The sequence below is a fragment of the Sphingobacterium sp. GW821-FHT03E03 genome, assembly GCF_059420745.1.
On record NZ_JBWKUH010000013.1, the window covers coordinates 101,135 to 123,662 of the forward strand.

General features: G+C 40.2%; 20 protein-coding genes and 1 tRNA gene. 13 read left to right on the top strand and 8 right to left on the bottom strand.

The features are described 5' to 3' along the window. Positions 1–46: 46 nt before the first annotated feature. Together AC07UV_RS15500 and AC07UV_RS15505 are read right to left on the bottom strand one after the other, a co-directional pair. Positions 47–1,771: a RagB/SusD family nutrient uptake outer membrane protein gene (locus AC07UV_RS15500; protein WP_282250115.1), complete on the bottom strand. Its 1,725-nt coding sequence runs from the start codon at positions 1,769–1,771 to the stop codon at positions 47–49. A 33-nt stretch (positions 1,772–1,804) separates the two neighbouring features. Further along, complete coding sequence (locus tag AC07UV_RS15505; protein ID WP_282250116.1) at positions 1,805–5,110, bottom strand: SusC/RagA family TonB-linked outer membrane protein; 3,306 nt, start codon at positions 5,108–5,110, stop codon at positions 1,805–1,807. Between the two features lie 419 nt (positions 5,111–5,529). Between AC07UV_RS15505 and mqnC the strand changes: the two genes are divergently transcribed. The 3 genes from mqnC (at position 5,530) to AC07UV_RS15520 (ending at position 7,533) form a co-directional block, all read left to right on the top strand. Next, a complete protein-coding gene (mqnC, locus tag AC07UV_RS15510; RefSeq protein WP_495184396.1) occupies positions 5,530–6,654 on the top strand; it encodes a cyclic dehypoxanthinyl futalosine synthase in 1,125 nt (374 codons plus the stop codon). Positions 6,655–6,663: 9 nt separating this feature from the next. Continuing rightward, positions 6,664–7,224, top strand: coding sequence for an SMC-Scp complex subunit ScpB (gene scpB, locus AC07UV_RS15515; protein WP_282250119.1), 561 nt, complete (start codon positions 6,664–6,666; stop codon positions 7,222–7,224). A 153-nt stretch (positions 7,225–7,377) separates the two neighbouring features. Further along, positions 7,378–7,533, top strand: a complete 156-nt coding sequence (locus AC07UV_RS15520; RefSeq protein WP_167457266.1) for a hypothetical protein — start codon at positions 7,378–7,380, stop codon at positions 7,531–7,533. 99 nt (positions 7,534–7,632) lie between these two features. Here the strand turns inward: AC07UV_RS15520 and trxA are convergent, their stop codons facing one another. From trxA to AC07UV_RS15535, 3 genes are read right to left on the bottom strand one after another with little or no spacing between them, the layout of a single operon-like run. Then, entirely contained in the window at positions 7,633–7,929 is a 297-nt protein-coding gene (trxA, locus tag AC07UV_RS15525) for a thioredoxin (protein WP_104385868.1), read from the bottom strand. A 2-nt stretch (positions 7,930–7,931) separates the two neighbouring features. Further along, positions 7,932–8,660: a rhodanese-like domain-containing protein gene (locus AC07UV_RS15530; RefSeq protein ID WP_495184397.1), complete on the bottom strand. Its 729-nt coding sequence runs from the start codon at positions 8,658–8,660 to the stop codon at positions 7,932–7,934. An 8-nt stretch (positions 8,661–8,668) separates the two neighbouring features. Further along, entirely contained in the window at positions 8,669–9,517 is an 849-nt protein-coding gene (locus AC07UV_RS15535; protein ID WP_495184398.1) for a glycoside hydrolase family 25 protein, read from the bottom strand. A gap of 67 nt (positions 9,518–9,584) precedes the next feature. On the opposite strand from AC07UV_RS15535, the gene AC07UV_RS15540 reads away from it, so the two are divergent. The 3 genes from AC07UV_RS15540 (at position 9,585) to AC07UV_RS15550 (ending at position 11,640) form a co-directional block, all read left to right on the top strand. After that, on the top strand, positions 9,585–10,469 hold the full coding sequence (locus AC07UV_RS15540) for a bestrophin family protein (protein WP_282250128.1): 885 nt from the start codon (positions 9,585–9,587) through the stop codon (positions 10,467–10,469). A 93-nt stretch (positions 10,470–10,562) separates the two neighbouring features. After that, positions 10,563–10,647 (top strand) — tRNA-Ser (locus AC07UV_RS15545). Between the two features lie 213 nt (positions 10,648–10,860). Then, positions 10,861–11,640 (top strand): LuxR C-terminal-related transcriptional regulator, encoded by a 780-nt coding sequence (locus AC07UV_RS15550; RefSeq protein WP_495184399.1) that lies wholly within the window; start codon positions 10,861–10,863, stop codon positions 11,638–11,640. 14 nt (positions 11,641–11,654) lie between these two features. Here AC07UV_RS15550 and AC07UV_RS15555 read toward each other — a convergent pair whose 3' ends face one another. Beyond that, positions 11,655–12,170 (bottom strand): methylated-DNA--[protein]-cysteine S-methyltransferase, encoded by a 516-nt coding sequence (locus AC07UV_RS15555; RefSeq protein WP_495184400.1) that lies wholly within the window; start codon positions 12,168–12,170, stop codon positions 11,655–11,657. 386 nt (positions 12,171–12,556) lie between these two features. Here AC07UV_RS15555 and AC07UV_RS15560 point away from each other — a divergent pair, with 386 nt between their 5' ends. After that, positions 12,557–13,093 (top strand): ExbD/TolR family protein, encoded by a 537-nt coding sequence (locus AC07UV_RS15560; protein WP_495184401.1) that lies wholly within the window; start codon positions 12,557–12,559, stop codon positions 13,091–13,093. 250 nt (positions 13,094–13,343) lie between these two features. Here the strand turns inward: AC07UV_RS15560 and AC07UV_RS15565 are convergent, their stop codons facing one another. Beyond that, positions 13,344–13,910: a hypothetical protein gene (locus tag AC07UV_RS15565; protein WP_282250133.1), complete on the bottom strand. Its 567-nt coding sequence runs from the start codon at positions 13,908–13,910 to the stop codon at positions 13,344–13,346. Between the two features lie 181 nt (positions 13,911–14,091). Here AC07UV_RS15565 and AC07UV_RS15570 point away from each other — a divergent pair, with 181 nt between their 5' ends. The 3 genes from AC07UV_RS15570 (at position 14,092) to AC07UV_RS15580 (ending at position 16,691) form a co-directional block, all read left to right on the top strand. Further along, positions 14,092–14,484, top strand: a complete 393-nt coding sequence (locus AC07UV_RS15570; protein WP_495184402.1) for a group III truncated hemoglobin — start codon at positions 14,092–14,094, stop codon at positions 14,482–14,484. A gap of 249 nt (positions 14,485–14,733) precedes the next feature. Next, positions 14,734–15,108: a BlaI/MecI/CopY family transcriptional regulator gene (locus AC07UV_RS15575; RefSeq protein WP_259187433.1), complete on the top strand. Its 375-nt coding sequence runs from the start codon at positions 14,734–14,736 to the stop codon at positions 15,106–15,108. Next, complete coding sequence (locus tag AC07UV_RS15580) at positions 15,105–16,691, top strand: M56 family metallopeptidase (protein ID WP_495184403.1); 1,587 nt, start codon at positions 15,105–15,107, stop codon at positions 16,689–16,691. The genes AC07UV_RS15575 and AC07UV_RS15580 overlap by 4 nt, the downstream gene beginning before the upstream one ends. A 170-nt stretch (positions 16,692–16,861) precedes the next feature. Here the strand turns inward: AC07UV_RS15580 and AC07UV_RS15585 are convergent, their stop codons facing one another. Next, entirely contained in the window at positions 16,862–17,074 is a 213-nt protein-coding gene (locus tag AC07UV_RS15585) for a helix-turn-helix domain-containing protein (protein WP_282250139.1), read from the bottom strand. A 359-nt stretch (positions 17,075–17,433) separates the two neighbouring features. On the opposite strand from AC07UV_RS15585, the gene AC07UV_RS15590 reads away from it, so the two are divergent. The 3 genes from AC07UV_RS15590 (at position 17,434) to AC07UV_RS15600 (ending at position 22,509) form a co-directional block, all read left to right on the top strand. Then, positions 17,434–18,912 (top strand): PhoX family protein, encoded by a 1,479-nt coding sequence (locus tag AC07UV_RS15590; protein WP_495184404.1) that lies wholly within the window; start codon positions 17,434–17,436, stop codon positions 18,910–18,912. Between the two features lie 93 nt (positions 18,913–19,005). Continuing rightward, positions 19,006–20,832, top strand: coding sequence for a cytochrome-c peroxidase (locus AC07UV_RS15595; protein ID WP_495184405.1), 1,827 nt, complete (start codon positions 19,006–19,008; stop codon positions 20,830–20,832). A gap of 384 nt (positions 20,833–21,216) precedes the next feature. Further along, positions 21,217–22,509, top strand: coding sequence for a DUF3108 domain-containing protein (locus AC07UV_RS15600; protein ID WP_495184406.1), 1,293 nt, complete (start codon positions 21,217–21,219; stop codon positions 22,507–22,509). Positions 22,510–22,528 lie beyond the last annotated feature (19 nt).

A 22,528-nucleotide genomic window follows, 5' to 3' on the forward strand; every position in this document is an offset into this window, starting at 1 on the left:
AAAAGGAGGAACGAATTTCCTCCTTTTGCTGTCTTTATATCAGGTATTAATAACCGGGGTTTTGCTTTAAGGCGCCACCGCTTCTATCAATTTGTGACTGTGGAATTGGCAGATATTCATTTTGAGGCTTAAAGTTTAAGCCTTTGTAACGAGCCATAAAACCGCCTTCAAAATTCGCGTAGCTTTCCAGAACGGTTTTAGCTTCGCCCCATCTTACTAAATCATAAAACCGGTGTCCTTCCATCGCTAATTCCAGACGACGTTCAAAACGGACAGCTTTACGTGCAAAATTTTGATCAGGGAAAGTAGGGTAAGGTTTTACATCATACGCTGCAGCGGGAACATCATCTCCTGTTAGTTTTGGAGGTAATTTAGCAGCTCTTTCGCGAATGGCATTGACCGATTTCAAAGCACCATCCAGATCACCAAGTTCAACCTGGCACTCTGCTGCCATGAGAATAACGTCAGCCAAGCGAATGATATTTACATCCAGATCAGTGATATAAGCCGCACCAGCTGCCGTGTGTCCACTGTGTAAACTTTTTGGGATCATTGTTTTTATTCCCACAAAAGGCCCTCCTGAACTTACCTCACGGATCCAGGCATCTCCCGGCATTACACCATAATCGTAGAAGTGTACACCTCTACGACCTACTGTATAATCCAAACGAGGATCGAAACGTAAGGTAACATCCAGTTTGTAATGCGTTTTTACCGAATCACCCGGTTTGTCCACAAGACCAAAGTCAGATTTATACGGATTATTACGGTAAGTATCTAACATTGGTAGACCCTTAGCATCGACTTTATAAGCATTTACCAGATCGATTGTTGGTTGATAGAATCCACAACAGCCAACAGGATTGCTCCCGTTCAAACCAGATAACATATCCCCCACATTAGCGTTATCGCCGCTTCCATCAGGATTGATGGCATGCTTTGCTAACAAAAGCGCCTCTGGTCCATCTTTAGTAAGTACATCGAAATTATTCTGATAAGGCATTGTACGGATATCTTTACTTCCGATGACATCTTTAAATAAAGCCAAGGCATCAGCATATTTCTTTTGATATAAATACACTTTTCCCAAATAAGCTTGCGCTATTCCTTTATCCATACGCCCTGACTGCTTATTGATTTTTGCCTGTGGGAGGTTAGCGATGCCAAATTTCAGGTCATCGATAATTTTAGGAACAACATCATCTGTGTTTGGTTTTACTTTAGCATCATCGACGGAGGTATTTTCATCGACATAAGCCAAATTTTTAAAAACTCGCCACAGGAAGAAGTAATAATGCGCACGTAACACTTTTGCCTCGGCTTCAATTTCCGTTGCTCTGGCAGAGGTAACGGTTTTTCCTCCTGCCTGATCCAATTTTAGTAGGCGCAATGTATTATTTGCACGTGACACCCCTTCATAATACACTTCCCACATGGTGCTCAGATTATCGTTAGAGCTATTTGGCGTATGGAATTCGATCATATTCATATTGGGCTGATCCGTCGCCTCAGAGCCTTTATGTGCATTATCGGCCCCTACTTCGCCAAATAACCATTGGCTCGGCGCTGAAGCATAGTTCCCCCAGGTGCCGTTCACATTCCCATTCAGGATTCCATAGGCGCCTATTAATGACGCTTCGATCCCTTTCGAATTGATGACCTGGCTCTCAGGCAGCTCACCCTGTGGATCTCTTTCTAGAAAAGATTTACCACATGAGCTCAATAACATCAATGATATACCTAGAACTGTAATTATATTTCTTTTTTTCATTTCAATCAAATTTTATCGTAATTCATTCCGTGCTTAAAATCCAAGACTCACACCCAACATATATTGACGTGCCTGTGGGTACACACCAAAGTCAACACCCAATGCGGAATATGTAGACGGTGTTGCACTGACCTCTGGATCCAAACCTTGGTATTTCGTAATGGTAAACAGATTCGTAACCCCAACATAGGCTCTCAGTTTCTTTATGCCAGTATTGTTACCAAAAACCTTATTGGTATCAAAATTGTAGCCGACCTGAAGGTTCTTTAGCTTTAAGAAACTAGCATCTTGCACATAATAGCTCGAAGAAGCATATTCATATGCTGAGGCATTATTTACCTGCGAAGGAATCATGCTTGAGGGATTGTTCTTTGCATCCCAGGCATCCAGCACCCGCTCGCTTTTTTGCCCTCTGAATACACCGAAGTCGGTAAAATAACGTGTCGCCTCATAGTTTTTATTTCCTTTTGACCCATAGAAATAAGCCATAAAGTCAAAATTCTTGTAACCGGCGTTAATATTGAATGAATAGACAAAATCAGGATGTGGACTTCCTATTACTGTACGGTCATTAGCGTCAATTTTTCCATCACCATTGACATCTTCATATTTAAGCGCTCCTGCTCTGGATTTTCCATCTTCATACTTCGCGACAGCGGTGTTGGCCATATCCGCATCAGAATAGATTCCGATTACCTTATAGCCATAAAAAGCACCTATTGCTTCGCCGGGTTTGAGGATAGAGGTTTCCATACTTCTAAAACTTCCGTACACCTGTTGGCTAACAGAAGGGGCCAATGACACGATCTTATTCACGTTACGTGAGATAGTACCCGACAAATCCAATGTAAAGGCACTCTGTTGGCGTCTCCCGTAATGATAATTTAAAGACAGTTCGATCCCTTTATTTTCCATATCCCCGATGTTGACATAAGGCGATGCGGCACGACCTGCTGCAACGGCTGGCAAAGGAAGCAGATACAACATATCTTTGGTCTTCTTATTGTACCAATCGAAGGATCCATCAAAATCACCTTGCAATAAGGTAAAGTCCAAACCAAGGTTCAACGCAGAAACCTGCTCCCATTTTACATCAGGGTTACTATAGGCATTGTGCCACATTCCTGATGTCAAGCTTCCGTCAATTGGGTAGGATGAAGAATTCACCGCAACTTGATAACGATCTAAATATTGATTGGCAGGAATACGTTGATTACCCGTCACCCCATAACCCGCTCTGATTTTCAGATCAGAAAGCCAGGATATGCCTTTCATAAATTCTTCTTGTGACAAACGCCAAGCTGCACTGGCGCCTGGGAAAGTACCATATTTGTTGTTCGGACCAAAATTGGACGACCCATCCCGACGCACCGTCGCGCTCAAGATATAGCGGTCTTTGAACGAATAGTCAACTTTTCCAAAAATAGAAAATAAGGAGCCTACCGAGCCACCGCCTTCACTCACACGTCCTGTTGATGCAGCGTCCAAATAAAGGTAATCCAGAGTCGACATAGTAAAGAATCCATTTCCTTTACCCCTGATCTGTCTGTTTCTATTTTGGATAGCCTCAGTACCTGCTAAGATAGCTAGACTGTGATCTTCATTAAATGTTGCTTTATAATTTAACGTATTTGTCCAAGTCCATTCTTTATTTAACCCAAAGAACTCATTGATCCCATTATTAAAACTTCCCTCCGTAAATTCGGGATTAGGGTAAGTATATGATATGCCGTTATAGTTTTCATACTTCATACCAAAACTGCTACGGAATGTCAGTCCCGATAAGATATCATATTCCCCGAATACGTTTCCGAAGAACATATTACTCTTATTCTTATTATCTTTCGCACGATAGGCGATAGCGACCGGGTTTTCACCGTTACCAAATTGTCCCCCAACGGATCCAGCAAAATTTCCGCCCATATCATAGACCGGAATAATATTATGGATACGATAAGCGAAACCTAGGGCACTTCCTTCACCGATATAATCACCCGCAGTATTTGTATTCACCCCAACACCAAAGCCCTCTGTAAAACTATATTGCATGTTTTCTCCAAAGCGCAACTTGTTATTGAAAGCAGAGAACCGTGTATTTGAACGAAGATTATATTTTTCAAAACCGGTATGGATAATGGTACCTTTTTGTTTCAGATAACCTCCGGAAATCGCATATGAAGCATTCTCTCCACCACCAAGCACACTTAACTGATGTGATTGTGTAGGTGCATTTTGGGACAATGCATCAAACCAGTTGGTACCCATCTTATTTGCTTTTGTGATCTGGAAAAAATCAGCACGACTACCTGCGTCAAATTTATACTTTGACATGTCGATATCAGCGTCTGTTATTACATCTTTCCCGCCTACTTTTGGACCGTTTATAAGATAATCTGGCAACTTTTTACTTTCGCCGTTTAATAAATTTTCGATATCCAAGGTCTGTTGTGGAGACAACATCTTTGGAAAACGAGAGCTATTTGGTACTTGTACACCATAGTATGAATCAAGGTTAAATTGAGGTTTTCCTTCCTTTCCGATCTTTGTGGTAATGATAACCACACCATTATTCGCGCGTGAACCATAGATTGAAGCTGCGGAGGCATCTTTCAGCACTTGCATGGATTCAATGTCGTTTTGATTAAGCCAGCTTAATTTGCCTTCATAAGGAACACCATCTATAATATAGAGTGGTTCATTATTGTTGATCGTACTATAACCCCGGATCTTAATTTGCGGAGTTGATCCCGGCGCACCATCTACGACAATCTGAACCCCTGTCGCCCGTCCTTGCAATGATTCTACAGCACTGGCAGCAGGTGTCGTTTTAAGGTCTTTCACACTGACAACTGCAACGGCACCGGTCAAATCTTTCTTACGTTGTGAGGAATAACCTGTGACCACAACCTCTTCCAGTGCACCTTCAGCAGAATTTAACGAAATTGCCAGATCCGCTTTTCCCGTGACAGTCACTTCAGCGCTTGAGTAACCGATGTAACTCACGACCAATACATCACCGACTTTTCCCTGGATCGTAAATGCACCATCCGCGTCTGTTGATGTTCCCTTACTTGTTCCTTTGATTTTAACCGATACACCGGTAATCGCCTGGCCTGTAGTGGCATCTTTTACAACACCTTTAATAGGTATTTCCTGCAACCCTTTAGTTTTCACCAACGAAACGACTTCAACTCGACCATGAGTAACAGCTCCTTTGGCAGATACCTGAGCAGTCATTCCGCCTGCGATGAGCAGAGAACTCATCAGCAAGAACCTCTTATTGAACTTTTGGCCCAATATGAGATCAAAACAGCAATTTTTGTCCGTTTTTTTCATCATAATTTTAAATAGGTGGTTTAAAAAAATTTATGTTTATTTATCTGTTTGTTTAGCTTGGTATTGGTTTATTTTAAGTCTTGGTCGTTCAGCTCCAACAGAAACAACATGCATTGCCACTGATTATGAGCCACTTTGGTTATCATTTTCAATTTCAGTTTGGTTATTTACAGAAATGTTAAAATCTGTTAAATAAATGTAAAGAATAAAAAATATAAAAAAAAGAAAATTCTTAATTTAAATCACAACACACTATAAATCAAGTTATTGTATTTAATACACTAAGTCAAACATCCATATTTCTGTTACAAAGGAAAGTTGAGAAAATTTAGTTTATCTGCTTCCCGCTCAATATCAAGTCGGAATGTCAAATATTCGCCAAATACATTTAAATCCGCTAAAAGGTACTTATATTTGTTTTGATGAATGTAAGTAGTTTATTAGAACGGGCGCTCCGATTTGAGTTCCTTTCCAAGGAAGAGGGTGTTTTTTTATATCAGAATGCACCCACAGCTGATTTGACTTTCGTAGCCAATGAATTGCGCAAGATACAAGTACCACATGGCAAGGTAACCTGGCAGATCGACAGGAATGTCAATACGACCAATGTCTGTATTGCAAACTGCAAGTTCTGCAATTTCTTTCGTCGTCCCGGTCATGAAGACAGTTACATCACCGATATCGAGAGTTACAAACAGAAGATCGAAGAAACATTTAAATTCGGTGGCGACCAACTTTTGCTACAGGGAGGACACCATCCGGATTTAGGTATTGAATTCTACAAAAATCTATATAGACAGTTAAAGGAACTTTACCCTACACTGAAACTCCATTCACTCGGTCCACCGGAAATCGCCCATATTTCTAAACTGGAAAACATGAGCCATATCGACGTGTTGACTCAATTGAAAGAAGCAGGTCTTGATTCTTTACCGGGAGCCGGAGCCGAAATTCTCAATGACCGTGTCAGACGTTTGATATCCAAAGGAAAATGCGGTGGCAAGGAATGGCTCGATGTGATGCGTGCGGCGCACAAAATCAATCTGCCTAGTTCCGCTACCATGATGTTTGGGCATATTGAAACCATCGAAGAGCGTTTCGAACATCTTGTATGGATTAGAGAAGTGCAAGATGAAAAACCGGCCGATTCTTATGGTTTTATGGCCTTTATACCTTGGCCTTTCCAAGATGATGGCACATTATTAAAAAGACTCCGCGGCATTACCAATGATGTTACCAGTGAAGAGTATATCCGTATGATCGCTTTAAGCCGAATCATGTTACCAAATATCAAAAACATCCAGGCATCATGGCTTACGGTTGGAAAACGCACCGCCCAGTTATGCTTGCATGCTGGTGCCAACGATTTTGGATCCATCATGATCGAGGAGAATGTCGTTTCGGCAGCAGGTGCTCCCCATCGGTTTACCTCCAGATCAATACAAGAAGCTATTCTGGAAGCGGGTTTTGAACCGCAATTAAGAACGCAAAAATATGATTTCAGAGAACTGCCTGCGCACATGGTCGAACAAGTCATTAACTATTAATACCCTACATTGAAAGACGTCATTAGAAATATTGAAGCAATTATTTTTGCTTCTGCAGAAGGAATAGATCTTGCCGATATCAAACAGATTCTACAAGAAGCCTTGGCTATTGAATTATCGAAAGAAGAGTTGCGTGAATTAATCAAAAAGATTGAGGACAAATATCAGGATGAAGATCAGGTATTGGAGTTACGGTATATCAATAATTCGTATCAGTTTCTGACCAAAGCGGTCTATCACGAGGCGATACAGCAATTACAAAATCACAACAACAAACGCAAGCTCAGTCAATCGGCTTTGGAAACACTTGCCATTATCGCATACAGACAGCCGATTACCAAACTGGAAGTTGAGCAGATCAGAGGTGTCAGTTGTGATTATTCTATCCAAAGACTACTGGAAAAGAAACTGATCAAAATAGCTGGCAAAGCCGATACAATAGGCAAACCATTGTTGTACGCTACCAGCCAACAGTTTATGGATCATTTCGGAATCAATGGTGTTCGTGATCTTCCGCAGCTAAAAGATATCGTTACGGAAGACAATGCAATTGGCGAAACAAATGAGTAAATAAAATAAAATAAATTTTTATTTTTAAAAAACAATTCAACATACTGATTAGCAGAAAAATAAAGGGCTATATTTTTTTTAAAAAAAGTTTTAAAAAATAGTTTTCTTCTCTAATTTTACAACATTGAATAAGCAACAATAAAGTATTATTTTATGAACACGGCAATATTAGCTAACGAAGATCTTGAAGAAGTAAAATTCGCGTCTTTCAATGGACCTGATGACGACGATGATGATTTCGAAAACGATGATTTCGAAATTCCTGAAATTGAAGGATTGGATGACTTCGACGATGATGATGAGTTTTAATATTTAGTGCTATATAACACTACCTATCAAAACCAGAGAATCATTAAAAAAATAAGGCGTTCAATTTGATTGAACGCCTTATTTTTTTTACCCACCGATTTATTTCGCCTGGTCGATCAGCTTATGCAATTCCATCTTTGGGATCATCCCACTCTGGCGCCACAGCTGTTGACCATTTTTAAATAATATAAAAGTAGGTACTCCACTTACTTTATAAATGGAAGCAATTTTTGGATTCTTATCCACATCTATTTTTATAATCGATAGATCCTCCTGATAAAATTCCTTTACATCCTGTAACACCGGCGCCATCGTCTGGCATGGACCGCACCACGTCGCAAAAAAATCCACTAAAACCAGCGAATTTGATTGAATAATCTGGTCAAAAGTTGCCATTATTAATTCTCCTTTATTTCATCTTTCAATGCCTTATATCCACCCTGAATATTGCACACGTTTTTAAATCCTTTGGCACGCAAAATAGAAACGGCAACCGCACTGCGATAACCCGATTGACAATGCACATAAAGTGGCTTATTATCTTTTTCTAGCGTGTTACCAAAATTAATGAAATCCGTCAAGGGAATGTTCATTGCATTGTCAATATGTCCCTTATCAAATTCTTTCACTGTCCGTACATCCACAATATGACCTGGATCTGATCTTTCTCCAAATCTTCCTGCGCTTAGGTTTGTGACAGAATCTACAGGTTCCCGTTCTTTCCAGCGGTCTATACCACCGTCCAATATACCGATAACACCTGCATAGCCCAATTGCGCTAGACGCTCTGACACCACTTTATGGTCTTGCTCCTCAGCAACAATTAAGAGCTTTTGGTTTTTATCAAGGACAACCTGCTTTAGGAAAATATCAAATGGTCCCTTAAAACCTACATTGATCGATCCTGGAATGAAACCCTTTAAGAAATCATCACCTGACCTTGTATCCAAAACGACCACATCATGCTGTTTACGCAGTTTTCTAAATTGCTTCAAGGCAAGTAATGGTAAATCAGCTGTGGTATAATGTGATTCTTTTTGCTGTAGATTTGATTTTGCATTAGCTGGCAGAGCACCAGGACATATAAAGACAGCCCCTATCAATGCGGCTACTAAAATTCTGTTCATCTTATTTGCTATTTAAAGGGGATAAGTAATTTTTCCAATTCAGTTATTTTACCATTATAGATATTTAAATCAACATTTCCACGAATACCTGCCACAGAGCCTTTTTCTGAAAATTGCCAAAATGCCCAATGCTCTTTTGGATTTTCAATCCAAAAATTATAGTTCGCGATCCAGAGGGTATAGTTTGCGAATTCCTTTTCTAAAAAATCACTATAGAATTTATCTCCGGAGTATAGGATAGGTTTGACTTTATAATGTGCTTCCACCTCCTCGAGCCAACGTTTCAATCCCACTTTCAGGCTATCCATAGATTGCTGTTTCGGATGCTCCTCAATATCGAGTACGGGGGGAAGATCTCCTGGATGGAGCTGAACCTTACGGATAAAATTTTTAGCCTGTTTGACCGAATTCTCATTTGGCCGAAAATAATGGTATGCACCCCGTAAGATAGCCCGGTTACGTATTTTGGACCAATTTCGGCTAAATTTATCATCTATACGCCTCTCCCCCATCGTCGCCCGGATAAATACAAAGTCGATGGGAAATTGATCGTTGATCGTATTCACTTTCTGCCAATCGATATCATCCTGATAAGTCGAAACATCAATACCAAATACCTTGTCATCATGCTTACTCATGATTTCGATATTACGGATATCATACTTAGCCTCCTTTGTTAAAGATTTATTTTTGGATGTTGCCACACGGAAGTAATATATTATTCCGGCTTTATAGTGCCATGCAACAAGAAATAAGAAAAATATAAACATCCCCACGATCATCCATATCCATTTGGTTTCGCGAGGTTGCTGTTTCTTCCCACTCCCTTTTGTTCTTTTTGATTGCTGTTGCGCCATACGATGATGAAGTTACGGGAATCACAATTAACTCGCAAAGTTTTCATAACAATTTATATTTTTGTATATGATCGTATACAACCCTAAAGATTGGCTGTCAGCAACTTTCAAATTGCATAAATCAGACACCTTTAACAAGCTGTTACCTTTTCTTATTTTAATAGCTGTCTACTCCTGGGCTATAGCCTATCTCGAATTGGAATATCTCAAATTAAATGAAAGAAGCTGGGTTAAAAACATTACCATCGTCCATAACCTGTTGGGTTTTGTGATCTCCTTACTGTTGGTATTTAGAACCAACTCGGCCTATGACCGTTGGTGGGAAGCACGTAAACAATGGGGTACATTGACCAATGTCAGCCGGGCCTTTGCCTATAAGCTCAACGCCATGCTCGATGCGGATGACAAGGTCAATCGCAGTTTCTTCCGAAAAACTATACCCTTGTTTGCGGAGACCCTATATGATTTTTTGCGATCTGACTACACCAAGTTTATGCTCGATGAAAACGAGCATCCCGAACTTACGGCGTTGGACAGCAAGAAGCATGGTCCAAATCAGGTTTCCAATATGATTTTTCAGAAGATAAACGATCTTTACAAAGAAGGAATTGTCAGTGGAGACCAATTGATTATACTCAATGAGGAGATTGTCTCCATGACCAATGTATGTGGAGCCTGTGAACGGATAAAAAATACGCCAATTCCATTAGCTTATAGCGCGTTTATCAAGAAGTTCATTATCTTCTATACAATGACACTTCCTGTAGGCTATGTTTTTTCGATCGGATATTTTGTTGTCGTCGCCGTTCCGTTTATTCTATACGTATTAGCTTCGCTTGAATTGATCGGTGAATCCATTGAGGAGCCTTTTGGTATAGATCAGGATGATCTACCGATCGATAAAATAGCTGCCAATATCAAAAAACACTGCCACGAGATTATTCCGGCATAGCATTTTTAAAATAATCTTGCTCATTTTCAAACCATAAGACATTGCTGCAAAAATAAGTTTTGCAAATCTATTCAGAATTTCTACTTTTGTCGCGGAGAGTTGGCAGAGTGGTCGAATGCGGCGGTCTTGAAAACCGTTAACTGTCACAGGTTCGGGGGTTCGAATCCCTCACTCTCCGCAGAAAGATCCTTCATCGAAAGATGAGGGATCTTTTATTTTAAAGACAAGTTGATTCGAACCAGAAGGGTTGGCCGGGGTTCGAACTTTATCATCTTCCCCTACCGTCTCTCAGGATAACAATTAGAAGATTTTTCGATAAAAAACCTGAGTTCTTTCATTCAGATATCCAGGTACTTTTTTGTAGATTTACAGTATTAACCGATTAACTTTTATGGAGTCACCTAAATCCAAATATTACCTTACAGCAAAGAAATTCTGGAAGACAGTTGTAGACATTGAGAAAACAGCAGATACCTCACACTTACAACAACAGATCGAATTTCATAGACGCTTGTTAAATATATTTCAAGCAGGAAATTTCTATTATTTAGTGTTCAACATGTATACTGGGGATGTCGAGGTCATCAGCGAAGAATGCCAAAACCTGATCGGCTATAAACCAGATGAGCTTTCTATTCCATTCCTCATGGAACGTATCCATCCTGATGACAAACCCTATTTTCTCAACTTTGAATATAAAGTCGTAGAGTTTTTTAAGAGTTTACCTTATGAAAAAATAAAAAGCTATAAAGTCCAATATGATTTCAGGTTCAAAAGAAAAGATGGACACTATATCAGGATCTTGCATCAGGCTATTCAGATAGATTATGATGAAAATAACTTCTACCGGACACTCTCTCTGCATACCGACATATCGCATATAAAACAAGAAGGAAAACCCTGTTTCTCACTTATTGGACTTGATGACGAACCTTCTTTTTTTAATATTCAACTCGATCAAGCGTTCACAAAATCCTATGATATGTTTACAAAGCGAGAGCGAGAAATTTTAAAATGTATCGTTGAGGGCAAAATGAGCAAAACAATTGCAGATGAGCTGTGTATCAGTCTTCACACAGTAAACACGCACAGGAAAAATATTCTTGCTAAAGCTGGCGTAAAAACACCCGTGGATCTAATAACCAAGGCGATAAAGGAAGGCTGGTTGTAGGTTAGCGCCTACTTTCAATCAAACAATGTCGGAGTCCGATCTTTCTTTTCCAGATCAATAAGAATAGACTTATTTTTCAGGCCGCCTGCAAAACCAACGAGTTTCCCAGATCCACCGATGATCCGATGGCAGGGTACAATAATGGATATCGGATTTTTGTTCAATGCACCACCGACTGCGCGTACAGCTTTGATATCGCCAAGCTGACGCGCCAGATCCCCATAGGTTCTTGTCTGGCCATAAGGAATAGTGAGCAAAGCTTCCCACACCTTAAGCTGAAAGGGAGTTCCCTTCATATCCAGCGGCAGGTCAAAAACAGTGCGCTTGCGATCAAAATATTCCAAAAGCTGTTGCTGAGCGAGTAAAAGTAATGGCGCATGGTCATCTTTATCTGGTTGAGATAACTTTGTCCGGGTATAGTCTTCACCTTCCCACAATACAGCAGTAAGACCACGTCTGGTCGCCACAAGCCTTATGCTCCCTACCGGTGATACGATATCTGTATAGACAAGTCCTTTATCCTGCTCCATATTTTTTATTGGCAAGTTACTAATCTTTTTTATTTCATTTCCCTCAACGAAAATACGTTCCTCAACAATCTCCCCTAACTGACTACCTATGTTATACAACCGCCACGACCACTTTATCTCTGCTTCACCTTTTTGCGATAGTTACTACCAGAGAAGACAAGTTCTCAACCTTAGAAGTTAGTATCACTACAACACTATTATTAGCACTAGCAAATCTTGGTCTATCATCTTCTATTAGGCAATTCTTTAACCTATTGTAATTGAACCCTCTAAAAAAAATCAAAGAAAAAAACGGCTCCCATTGTCAAAAAAAATATGGAATAGTTCTCTCTTGGGCATCATATCAATGTGTATGAACAAGAGTTATAACCTAAAGACAAAGCATCATGGCAGAATTAAACCAAAAAACACAAGAAAGCGGAAAGAAAAAAATTAGAAGCCGAAAAATGGCCCCAAAGGTAGATCTGACAGCAATGGTAGACCTTGCTTTTCTTTTGATCACCTTCTTCATGCTAACCACAACCCTAAACAAACCCGCAGCAATGGATATTGCCATGCCAGACAAAACAAAAGGCGAGGCTACACCACCAGTACTCATTGACGAAAACCGGACAGCGACATTGATCCTTGGGGATGGAAAATTTATGTGGTATCATGGCGACTTCAAGAAGCCCATTGCCGCTTCCGAAAAGCCAAGCGATATAGAAAAGACATTACCGCAAGTGCTCGCGCAATTGAAAGCAAAGATCAATACCCTGTCCAAAAGCAAGGATATGATCGTACTGATCAAGCCGAGCAAAGACGCTAGAACGAAAGATGTGATCCATACAATTGATGAGATCAAACATCAAAACATTACACGCTATGTCATTGGTAAAACGCAAGAAGAAGAGGAAAAACAATTATTGGCTTCCATTCAGTAAAATACGAAAGGGAAAGCACCAATAGCAATGAAAATTGACTGAAGTTCTTTCTGATCAATAAACCGAGCGTAACGAGTTCATTGATGCCTTAATGAAAAATACGAATCAATAAAAACAGGCAATTCAGAAAAAAAAGCCTATGTATTCAATATTCCAAACAGGACTGTAGCGATCCGAGCATAATCAAAGACAAAAGGGGCATTCCAAAATTGAATGGCCCTTTTGTCTTAGTGTTCAGTATTACAATCTATTATCTTTTGTCCAGATTTTCCCAATAGCGTTCCACATTCTCCTTCACTTCATTAGGCAAAGAAGCGTAGTTGTCCGAATAGGAAGTCTTAGTATATCCATCCTCCGCATCTGCGCGCAGACGATAAAATTGTCCCTTATATAAAACCAAAGCAATACAGCTCAGCTGCTTTTCGACATGATCCTTAGGATGTCTCGAATAGATAAACACCGCATCCAATTTACCATCTTTGTCAGCATCAAAGAATGCTTTTCTAGATTCCCACACCGAAGTAATAATACCATCTTCAACGATAGTTTCCTCCACAACAGGTACCCACATACCATCTTTTCGCTGAAATTGCTGAGCATATAGTTTATCCGGATCTGCTCCGCGTTCCTCTTTTGAAAAAATGATATAATTATCTTCCTTTTCGGTCTGAATATGCTCCACCTGCAGCACACGTTTGCCTTTAAATGGAAAACCCGAAGATTCAAAATTTTCTTTGTTGACTGTAATATCGGTGATTTGTGCCTGCGCGGTGTAACATCCCAGCAGCAGCAGGACAAAAAAAGTGTATTTTCCCATGTGTTTTCCCTAAATATCTATTCAAATTACTGACAATAAAAGAAAAATCCAATATTTTTAACACACATCTTTACATCAACCTGATTCAATTCTCCTATATTCTCGCTAAATTTATCCTATTCATACACCGTGCAACAGCTACAGATGAAGTATCCGTTTCACAAAATCAGGCATTAAACCCATGAAACAGGACATTCAAACCATCGCGGACATAAAAATATTAGTCGATCAGTTTTACAGCACAGTTCGTCAGGACAATCTCCTAGGCCCTATTTTTCAGGAACGTATTCAGGACAATTGGGGCGTACACCTGGAAAAAATGTATCGCTTCTGGCAGACGATCTTACTAGATGAACATACCTACTTTGGCAGTCCATTTCCACCCCATATCCCCCTCCCCATTGAGGCAAAACATTTCGATCAATGGCTCCTTTTATTTGAAGCGTCCGTCGATCGGCTATATACAGGTGAAAAGGCTGACGAAGCCAAATGGCGCGCACAAAAAATGGCACAGATGTTCCAGTTTAAAAAAGAATATTTTAATGCCAATCCAAAAAAGAAACCCCTGATATAAGGCATTTCGTATTCCAGGTTCGATATGCAGTCTCACTTCATTTTCCACTAGCATTCCAGATAAAGTCCCCCCCAGTATCCCATAGGCTCATTATTTTAGCAGTCGCCATTCTCTTTTTTTGTAACAAAAATTGTTTATCACAAGCACGAAAACAAAAATAAAACACTAAAAATCAATTAAATACAAGTAAATAACAAATTTTAACATTTTTCATTCTACAAAATGTAGAATAGATTCTATATTTGTAGTATGAATAAATTATCAGCGACTGAAGAACAATTGATGGGGTACATCTGGGACATGAAAAAGGCCTTTATGAAAGACCTTATGGAAGCCTATCCTGAACCCAAACCTGCTCCGACGACGATTGCGACATTATTAAAACGAATGACCGAAAAAGGAGCCATATCGTATGTATTATATGGCAATTCACGTGAGTATTATCCGTTGTTCGACAAGGACAGTTATTATCTCGCACACGTCAATGATATTGTTGAAACGTATTTTGATAATTCAGCGTTAAAATTCGCTTCCTTTTTTACAAAACAATCGCAATTGAACAAGGAGCAATTGGAAGAACTGAAAAAAATAATTGATTCAGAAATTAAAAACAAAGCGACATGATTATCTATTTGGGAAAATTGATCACCTGTTCAGGCTTACTGTATCTGGTATACATTTCTCTTCTGCAACAGCATAAGCTATTGGCATTTAACCGGTTTTATCTGCTTGCTATTATACCTATCGCTCTTTTTGCACCATTGGTGCAAACTGCTCTGCCGTCATTTATCCCTGATTTTTTTCATTTTAATAGGGTTCAACCGGAAGTCGTTCCAGAGCATATGGAGCTTGCCATCACAGCCCCTGTAGCCGTCCCTCAGGAATCGTTGATATCAACCAACACGGCTATTTTCCTTGCCTATCTACTGATTGCGATTGTACTTTTGATTAGGTATATAGTAAACTATAAAAAGTTTTCATCCTACATCGGTCGCGCATCAGCAACAAACAATCCTTCAATTTATAGTATTCATGGCCTTAAAACTCCCTTCTCATTTTTCAGACGGATCTATGTACCCCGTGGCGCATATTTACAAGGAGAGATTGAGGCTTCGATTATCGCTCATGAACAGGCACATGTAGACCAGCGACATTCCATAGACGTGATGCTCATGCAGTTCATGCGCATTGTATTATGGTTCAACCCCATGGTTTACCTGATCAACAGGGCTGTTCGACAAAACCACGAATACCTGGCAGACGATGCCGTAGTACAGGTTTATGAACGCGCCAGTTACCAACATCTGATTATCCAGTGGAGCATGTCCTCCCCCGATATAAACGCATTACCGGCCAGTAATTTTAATTTTTTAACAACAAAAAAACGATTAATTATGTTACAGAAAAGAACGAACAGTGGTAAGCTCCTGCTGATGCCTGCGCTTACCTTATTGCTGACAACAGCAATAAGCCTGTTGTTTTCGACTCATGTCGAAGCACAGAAAACAACGCCGGCCAAAACAGAAAAAACTGAGCCTGCGAAACCGGCCAATACTCCCCCCACTTCCAAAAAACCGGATGCCCCAAAAGCGGTATCTGAACGGCCTAATCCGCCCAGAAGAGAAGGAGCTCCCGCAATGGAACGCAAGAAAAATGCTGCTCCAAAAGAAGAAACAATACGCTTTCCAGAACCCAAAAAAACAGGTGGAAACAGCAAGAAAACAATGAAAAATAAGCCGCCAGCACCTAAAGAGGTAAAATTCGATGCGGTACCCAAAGTGGAAGAGGTGTATGTTGAAAACGTAAAATTTCAGGAACCTAAACGGATCAATGTAAACGGTAATGCGAATGGAAATGGAAATGCTACCGATAATGGCACCTCCGGCGGAAATTCAAGTGAAAAGCATCGGGAACCTAAACGGATAACTATGCGTGGAACAGCGAATGTGAGCACTGTCACATCGGTAAAAGCAAACAATGTTCAAGTCAATGATCCCAAAGCTGTTTCGATAGTAAAAACAGGAACTGCTACATCCGGATCGGCAAAGGTAACAGAAATTAGGTCGGCAGAACCAAATACTATAACGAATGTAAACGTGCGTTCTACTAGTACCATCAGCTCCGAAGCAAAGGAAAACAACGGAAAACAAGCCGCCAAAATCGTACTTCGCGGTGAACCGGCAAATAAAACAAACTCATCCAAGTAACAGGAACTGATTTCAAGTAAAAAACTAATTTCAAGTAAAACTTGATCTTACCTTGGATTTTAACGAAAAAAAAACAAAAAGAGGAATCTAGGTTCCTCTTTTTGTTACTATAAATTTAAAGAATACCAAAACACAGGTAAATAGCTGACCAAAGTAATATTTATCCAAAATTAAACATAACCTTCCCCAATTGTCTTTTTGATCAGCTGCATGGGAGTCTTGACTCCCGCCTTAGCTAAGATATTTTTACGGTGAGTATTGATTGTATGAATACATAGGCACAAACAGTCTGCGATCTCCTGACTATCCATACCATCAACTATTCCTTTTAACACCTCTTTTTCACGCACATTAAAAAACATCTTCCCAAAAGATACAGCCATCGCATCGGAATTATATACAGTGAGGGCTCACTATACAATCCGATAATCGAACAACTTGGTTTGCCTCTCTTTTGCAAATGTAAGAGAAAATGGTTATATCGGTTTTATTTCTGACTAACAAATGGGTTATTCAATTGTTTAATCAGTTTGTGATGCATTATCAGTTACAGCTCCAAGATTGAGTATAGCAATTGTCTCTATTTTTTCTCCTCACATATTTCTACATTAGGATCAATTTAAAAATAAAAAATCAGAAAAATATGCCAACATAAAATTAATCATCTTTTCTGTTTCATGGCAAATTGTTTATTTAAAATAGAGTTAATATACAGCTAATATCCTCAGAATACCTTTGCGGTATGAGAAGAAACCCAATTACAATCCTGAGTTTGCTATTGTCAGTGGCAATAGCTGGCTGTAAAGACAACGATAAAATCGGAGATGGTGGAGAGAATCCGCCAGTGGAAAATTTAGAAAACTATTCGAAAGAACCCGCTTTTGTCTTTGGCATGCCAGGTTTTGAAAATTTAAAGATCACCACCCTGATCTCAAGTTCAGATAAATTATCCGGTAGTCCCGAATTCGTATTCGCTGGTCAACCCGATGGCGCTGGATTTATGAAGGATGACAAATCAGATGGTTTCCTGATGATCAGTAACCACGAAATCACGCAATCGGTATCCCGTGTTTATCTCGATAAAAACTTCAAACCAATTAAAGGCGAATATATCATGGATGGTACTGGCGGTAGTACCAGACTTTGTTCGGCTACGCTTGCCACACCTGAAGAGCATGGTTTCTCCGCTTTTCTAACAGCGGGCGAATCGGGCGAAGAGAGTATGGTTCATAAACTGGATCCGCTGGGATCTGTAGCCCAACGCTCGGACAAAAACCGTGTTAAACCGGCTTTAGGAAAAGCTTCCATGGAAAATGCGGTACCACTTCCAAAAGACGTATCCAATGGCAAGACCTATATCCTGATCGGAGAAGATCAATCGTACGGTTCAGACCATCAATCTGCTGGCCAATTGATCCTTTATATCGCTGATCAACAAGGTGACTTGGATAATGGCAAGCTATACGCCCTAAAGCGTAGCAATAATGACTATACCGAAACAAATATGAAAAAGGGTGGTTCTTATGATGTCGAGTTTGTCGAAATTCCAAATGCCAAAAACAAAACTGGTAAAGAAATCAACCAAGCTAACATAGACAACAAAGCCATTCGTTTCTCCAGAGTAGAAGATGTGGATTACCGTAAAGGTGCTGGTAATGGACGTGAAGTCTATTTTACCGCAACAGGCCAGTCGGGTGACGGCAAGACCCCAACAGAAGGATTAACAATGTGGGGCCGGGTCTATAAATTGAATATGGACTCTAAAGATATGCTGAAGGGTAAATTGGAAGTTATTGCTGAGGGAGATTCTGATCCGGGAAATAACCTGATCAATCCTGACAACCTATGTGTGACTGAGAACTACGTGTATATACAGGAAGATGGTGATTCTTATTATACTGATGCCAAACACGATTCTTATATCTGGCAATACAATATGGCGACCAAGACCTACAAGCCTTGGTTAAACATGAAACATGAGCGCAATAACACAGATTGGCAAAAAAATTACAACCAAAGTGGCAACCTCAGTAAATTTGGTTCATGGGAATTTGGTGCGATGACAGATGTTTCCAAATTGGTTGGCATTCCAAATACCTTTGCTGTCAATATCCACTCCCACACTTGGCGGAATGATAAATTTGCCAACGCTGATGGATCCGGAGCTGTTACCAACAAGGAAGGTGGTCAAGTCGTTCTTATCCGTAACGTACAACGATAATTTTACTAAAAATCAACATTAATACCCAACAAGGGTATCCCTTCACTGCGAAAGGATACCCTTGTTGTTATTTTATTCAAACATAAAAAATAGATGAAATATTGGCTTGTGAGCGGTCTGATAGCAATTGTATTATTCGCTATCATGTGTAAAGGAAATCATACGACAGATCCTCAAGATCTACCAGATATAAGACAGCGGGTGTTAACGATCAATACCACATTTGATAAACAGATTGACCAACAGATCGCCAACGTCGAAAATAATAGCATTGACCAACAGCTGCAACAGGGATTTGATCAGTTGCGGTCCACGTACAAATCCATGGAATGGGCAGTTGGCTATTTTATGCCCGAGACCGCCCGTTTTTTGAATGGCCCCAATCTAGACGAAATTGAATTGGAAGAAAATGCCGTCATCGAAGCCGAAGGTTTGCAGACATTGGAGGAATATTTCTACCCCAGCTATCAAAAGGAAGAAAAACAACAGATTATTCGATTTTTAAAGAAACTAAAAAACAAGTCCCTGGCGATCGACACTTATTTTGAGGTCAATACCTTATCACTCCCCCAACTCATGGAATCATTGCGCAACCAGATATTTCGGATCACTACCTTAGGGGTTACGGGCTTTGACACCCCGATCTCGGGTAAAGGTCTCATCGAATCAACTCATGCCCTCAATGGCGTAGCTGATGTGTTGGCGATGATCAAAGAGCAGGTCAATCATCCTGAAGAGATTGAAAAGATCCTGGTTTTAATCAACAGGACAAATAGCATCTTGGGCAAGAGTGCAGATCGAAATCAATTTGACTGCCTCAGTCTAATGGATCAACATTTGAATAAAATTTCCGATGCACTGCATCAGTTTCGGCAATTGGAAAATATCCCATCCTTGAATGTCAATCACCCTATTTCGCCCGAAGCCTCCAATTTATTTAGCAAAGACGCCTTTAATCCGGATTTTTTTGTTCCCTCAGAACGACAAAAAATGAGTTCCGAAAAAGTTGTTTTAGGAGCCAAGTTATTTCGGGACAATATCCTTTCTGGTGACCAGAGCAGATCCTGTATTTCCTGTCATCACGCAGACAAGGCCTTTGCAGACGGACTCAAAGTGCCAACTACCCTATCGGGTGCAAAGATGGATCGCAATACCCCTTCTCTTTCCTATAGCAATTATCAACATGGGCAATTCTGGGATATGCGTCGTGAGGATCTTGAAGGACAGAGCGTGGACGTTATCACCAATAAGGATGAGATGCACGGATCCATGCTGGAAATTGCCAACCGTCTGAATCAACATAAGGTCTATACAAAAGAATTTAACAAGATTTATAAGACCGATACCGTTGAGAATTGGCAGGTACAAAATGTATTGGCTAGTTATGTCCGCTCGCTGAGTACATTCAACTCCCGGTTTGACCGCTATATGCGGGGCGAGTCACAGCTACTGACAGCAGATGAGAAAGCAGGCTTTAACCTCTTTGTCGGCAAAGCCAAATGTGCTACCTGCCATTTTGTTCCACTGTTTAACGGGACTGTGCCGCCTGAATATGCCAAGACCGAATCCGAAGTATTGGGCGTGGCCACAGACTATCGTAATAAGCAACTGGATCCAGACCGAGGCAGAGGACGCTATCATGAGACGGTCCACCAATTGCAATACTCCTTTAAAACACCAACTATCCGCAATATCAGCAAAACGGCTCCTTACATGCACAATGGAGGTTATGTTACCTTAGAGCAGGTCATGGACTTTTACAACAAAGGCGGTGGTCAGCAGTTTGGCTTTAAGCTGGACAATCAGACCCTACCGACGGATACATTAGGTTTAACAGCTAAAGAAACAGCCAAAATTATTGCATTTCTTAAAACATTGGATGACGTACCCAAAAGCAGTACAGTCCCTTCTCAAAAATAAAAGGTTGGACAACAACCATCAACTATACAAAGAAGCCGCATGAGTGGGGAACTCATTGCGGTTTCATCATTAACCTATGATAAAAAACATATACTTAGGAAAAGTAGTTAGTATGATGGTCGAGTCCAGCGATTGTTCCAAAATATTTCAAAAAATTTATAAGAGTCGAACAGAAGAGTAACATAAATAAAGAAGACCGCAAGAACGGGTAATTCAATGCGGCTATAACCAAACTAAGAATAGACAATTAAATATCTGTGTCAATAGTAAGACGGTTCAGAATCGCGATTGTCCCAAAAAAATAAAAAACTTTTTTATTACCTTAGATTAATTAAATGAACAAGAAAAACCAGCTTGTTTTTCATTAACTATAGGAATACATATATGAAATCGTATGCACTTGTTTTAGCAGCAGGCCTGCTTCCCTTTGTGGCATTAAGTCAAAAGATAGTCGCACCCGGCAGCCCGGATATCAATACCAAGTATATAAAACCGGAGAAGTCACTTTACACGGTATACTATGTCAAAGATAACAACTGGGACAAACAAGGAACAATTACTTATGATATTGTTGCGGCCAACAATCAATTGAGCCTGACAAGTTCTTATACCCCCAAAGACAATGCCTGGGTTACAGCGCGTACCAGCGTCGTGGATGGAAGCACACTAAAATCCATCAGCTATGCCAGTGACGCCAAGAAAACAAAATTAAATCTCAACTTTGGGGAGACCATCACTGGTAATTATTATTCCAAAGAAACAAAAAAAGATAAAAAGCTGAATTTACGTTCTACCGAACCATTTATTGACTTCAACTGGACAGACCATCTGATGGGAACACTTCCTCTGGATGTCGGATATAAGGCACGGATCCCCCAATTTTACTACAATGACGAATCCAATGTTCAGGTGGAATACTATACGATTAAAGAAGTCAAAAGCTATAGCTATGGCTCTCCGAAAACGGGCAAACATGACACCTGGTTAATCACGCTATTGGAAGAAAATACGGGTGCAATCTATAATTATGTCGTGGATAAGAAAGACCGGCGACTCTGGCAGCGAGAAATGTCCATGGGCAATGGTAAGTGGGAAATTACAGTCAACGAGGAGCTCGATTACCAGCCGATCAAAAATCGATTTAACAAAGGGCAGGCTATTCAGCAGATATCCAATGGTAATAGCGTAATCATCGGCACCGCTTATGCACGGTCAAGCTCTGGCAAAAGGCTGGCGGGTCTAGTCAATACAGCGAAAAAACAATATGCGCCAAAAGGAACGGAGATTATGCTTTTTCCAAATTCGGCATACTATGAAGAATGGCTTGAGGTAAACAAAAAGATCCGAAAGCAAAAGAAAGTTGCAGAGGTCCCGCTGGATCCCGATTTTGGACATTCCGTCAAACACGCGAAGGTTTATGATGATGAGGGACACTTTGAATTTGCTGAATTAATGCCTGGCAATTACATTATTATGACCAGCTTTGATTTTTCCAACTCCTATAATTATTCCTATGTATCGGGGTATACTAATTATTATAACTATTGGGGTTATACCGGATCTACCACAAATTACGGAACAGCTAGGTCATCCTATATTGACAAGGCGAATATAGAGAAACGCATCACCATAGATAAGGACGGCGAGAAGAAAGAAGTGAATTTAAAGGAAATGTAACAGAAACATAAAAAGCCGT

Bases quoted from the DNA above. Each gene is read 5' to 3' on its own strand.
- AC07UV_RS15500 (WP_282250115.1), bottom strand. From the start codon at position 1,771: ATGAAAAAAAGAAATATAATTACAGTTCTAGGTATATCATTGATGTTA.
- AC07UV_RS15505 (WP_282250116.1), bottom strand. From the start codon at position 5,110: ATGATGAAAAAAACGGACAAAAATTGCTGTTTTGATCTCATATTGGGC.
- mqnC (WP_495184396.1), top strand. From the start codon at position 5,530: ATGAATGTAAGTAGTTTATTAGAACGGGCGCTCCGATTTGAGTTCCTT.
- AC07UV_RS15520 (WP_167457266.1), top strand. From the start codon at position 7,378: ATGAACACGGCAATATTAGCTAACGAAGATCTTGAAGAAGTAAAATTC.
- trxA (WP_104385868.1), bottom strand. From the start codon at position 7,929: ATGGCAACTTTTGACCAGATTATTCAATCAAATTCGCTGGTTTTAGTG.
- AC07UV_RS15530 (WP_495184397.1), bottom strand. From the start codon at position 8,660: ATGAACAGAATTTTAGTAGCCGCATTGATAGGGGCTGTCTTTATATGT.
- AC07UV_RS15535 (WP_495184398.1), bottom strand. From the start codon at position 9,517: ATGGCGCAACAGCAATCAAAAAGAACAAAAGGGAGTGGGAAGAAACAG.
- AC07UV_RS15540 (WP_282250128.1), top strand. From the start codon at position 9,585: ATGATCGTATACAACCCTAAAGATTGGCTGTCAGCAACTTTCAAATTG.
- AC07UV_RS15550 (WP_495184399.1), top strand. From the start codon at position 10,861: ATGGAGTCACCTAAATCCAAATATTACCTTACAGCAAAGAAATTCTGG.
- AC07UV_RS15555 (WP_495184400.1), bottom strand. From the start codon at position 12,170: ATGGAGCAGGATAAAGGACTTGTCTATACAGATATCGTATCACCGGTA.
- AC07UV_RS15560 (WP_495184401.1), top strand. From the start codon at position 12,557: ATGGCAGAATTAAACCAAAAAACACAAGAAAGCGGAAAGAAAAAAATT.
- AC07UV_RS15565 (WP_282250133.1), bottom strand. From the start codon at position 13,910: ATGGGAAAATACACTTTTTTTGTCCTGCTGCTGCTGGGATGTTACACC.
- AC07UV_RS15570 (WP_495184402.1), top strand. From the start codon at position 14,092: ATGAAACAGGACATTCAAACCATCGCGGACATAAAAATATTAGTCGAT.
- AC07UV_RS15575 (WP_259187433.1), top strand. From the start codon at position 14,734: ATGAATAAATTATCAGCGACTGAAGAACAATTGATGGGGTACATCTGG.
- AC07UV_RS15580 (WP_495184403.1), top strand. From the start codon at position 15,105: ATGATTATCTATTTGGGAAAATTGATCACCTGTTCAGGCTTACTGTAT.
- AC07UV_RS15585 (WP_282250139.1), bottom strand. From the start codon at position 17,074: ATGGCTGTATCTTTTGGGAAGATGTTTTTTAATGTGCGTGAAAAAGAG.
- AC07UV_RS15590 (WP_495184404.1), top strand. From the start codon at position 17,434: ATGAGAAGAAACCCAATTACAATCCTGAGTTTGCTATTGTCAGTGGCA.
- AC07UV_RS15595 (WP_495184405.1), top strand. From the start codon at position 19,006: ATGAAATATTGGCTTGTGAGCGGTCTGATAGCAATTGTATTATTCGCT.
- AC07UV_RS15600 (WP_495184406.1), top strand. From the start codon at position 21,217: ATGAAATCGTATGCACTTGTTTTAGCAGCAGGCCTGCTTCCCTTTGTG.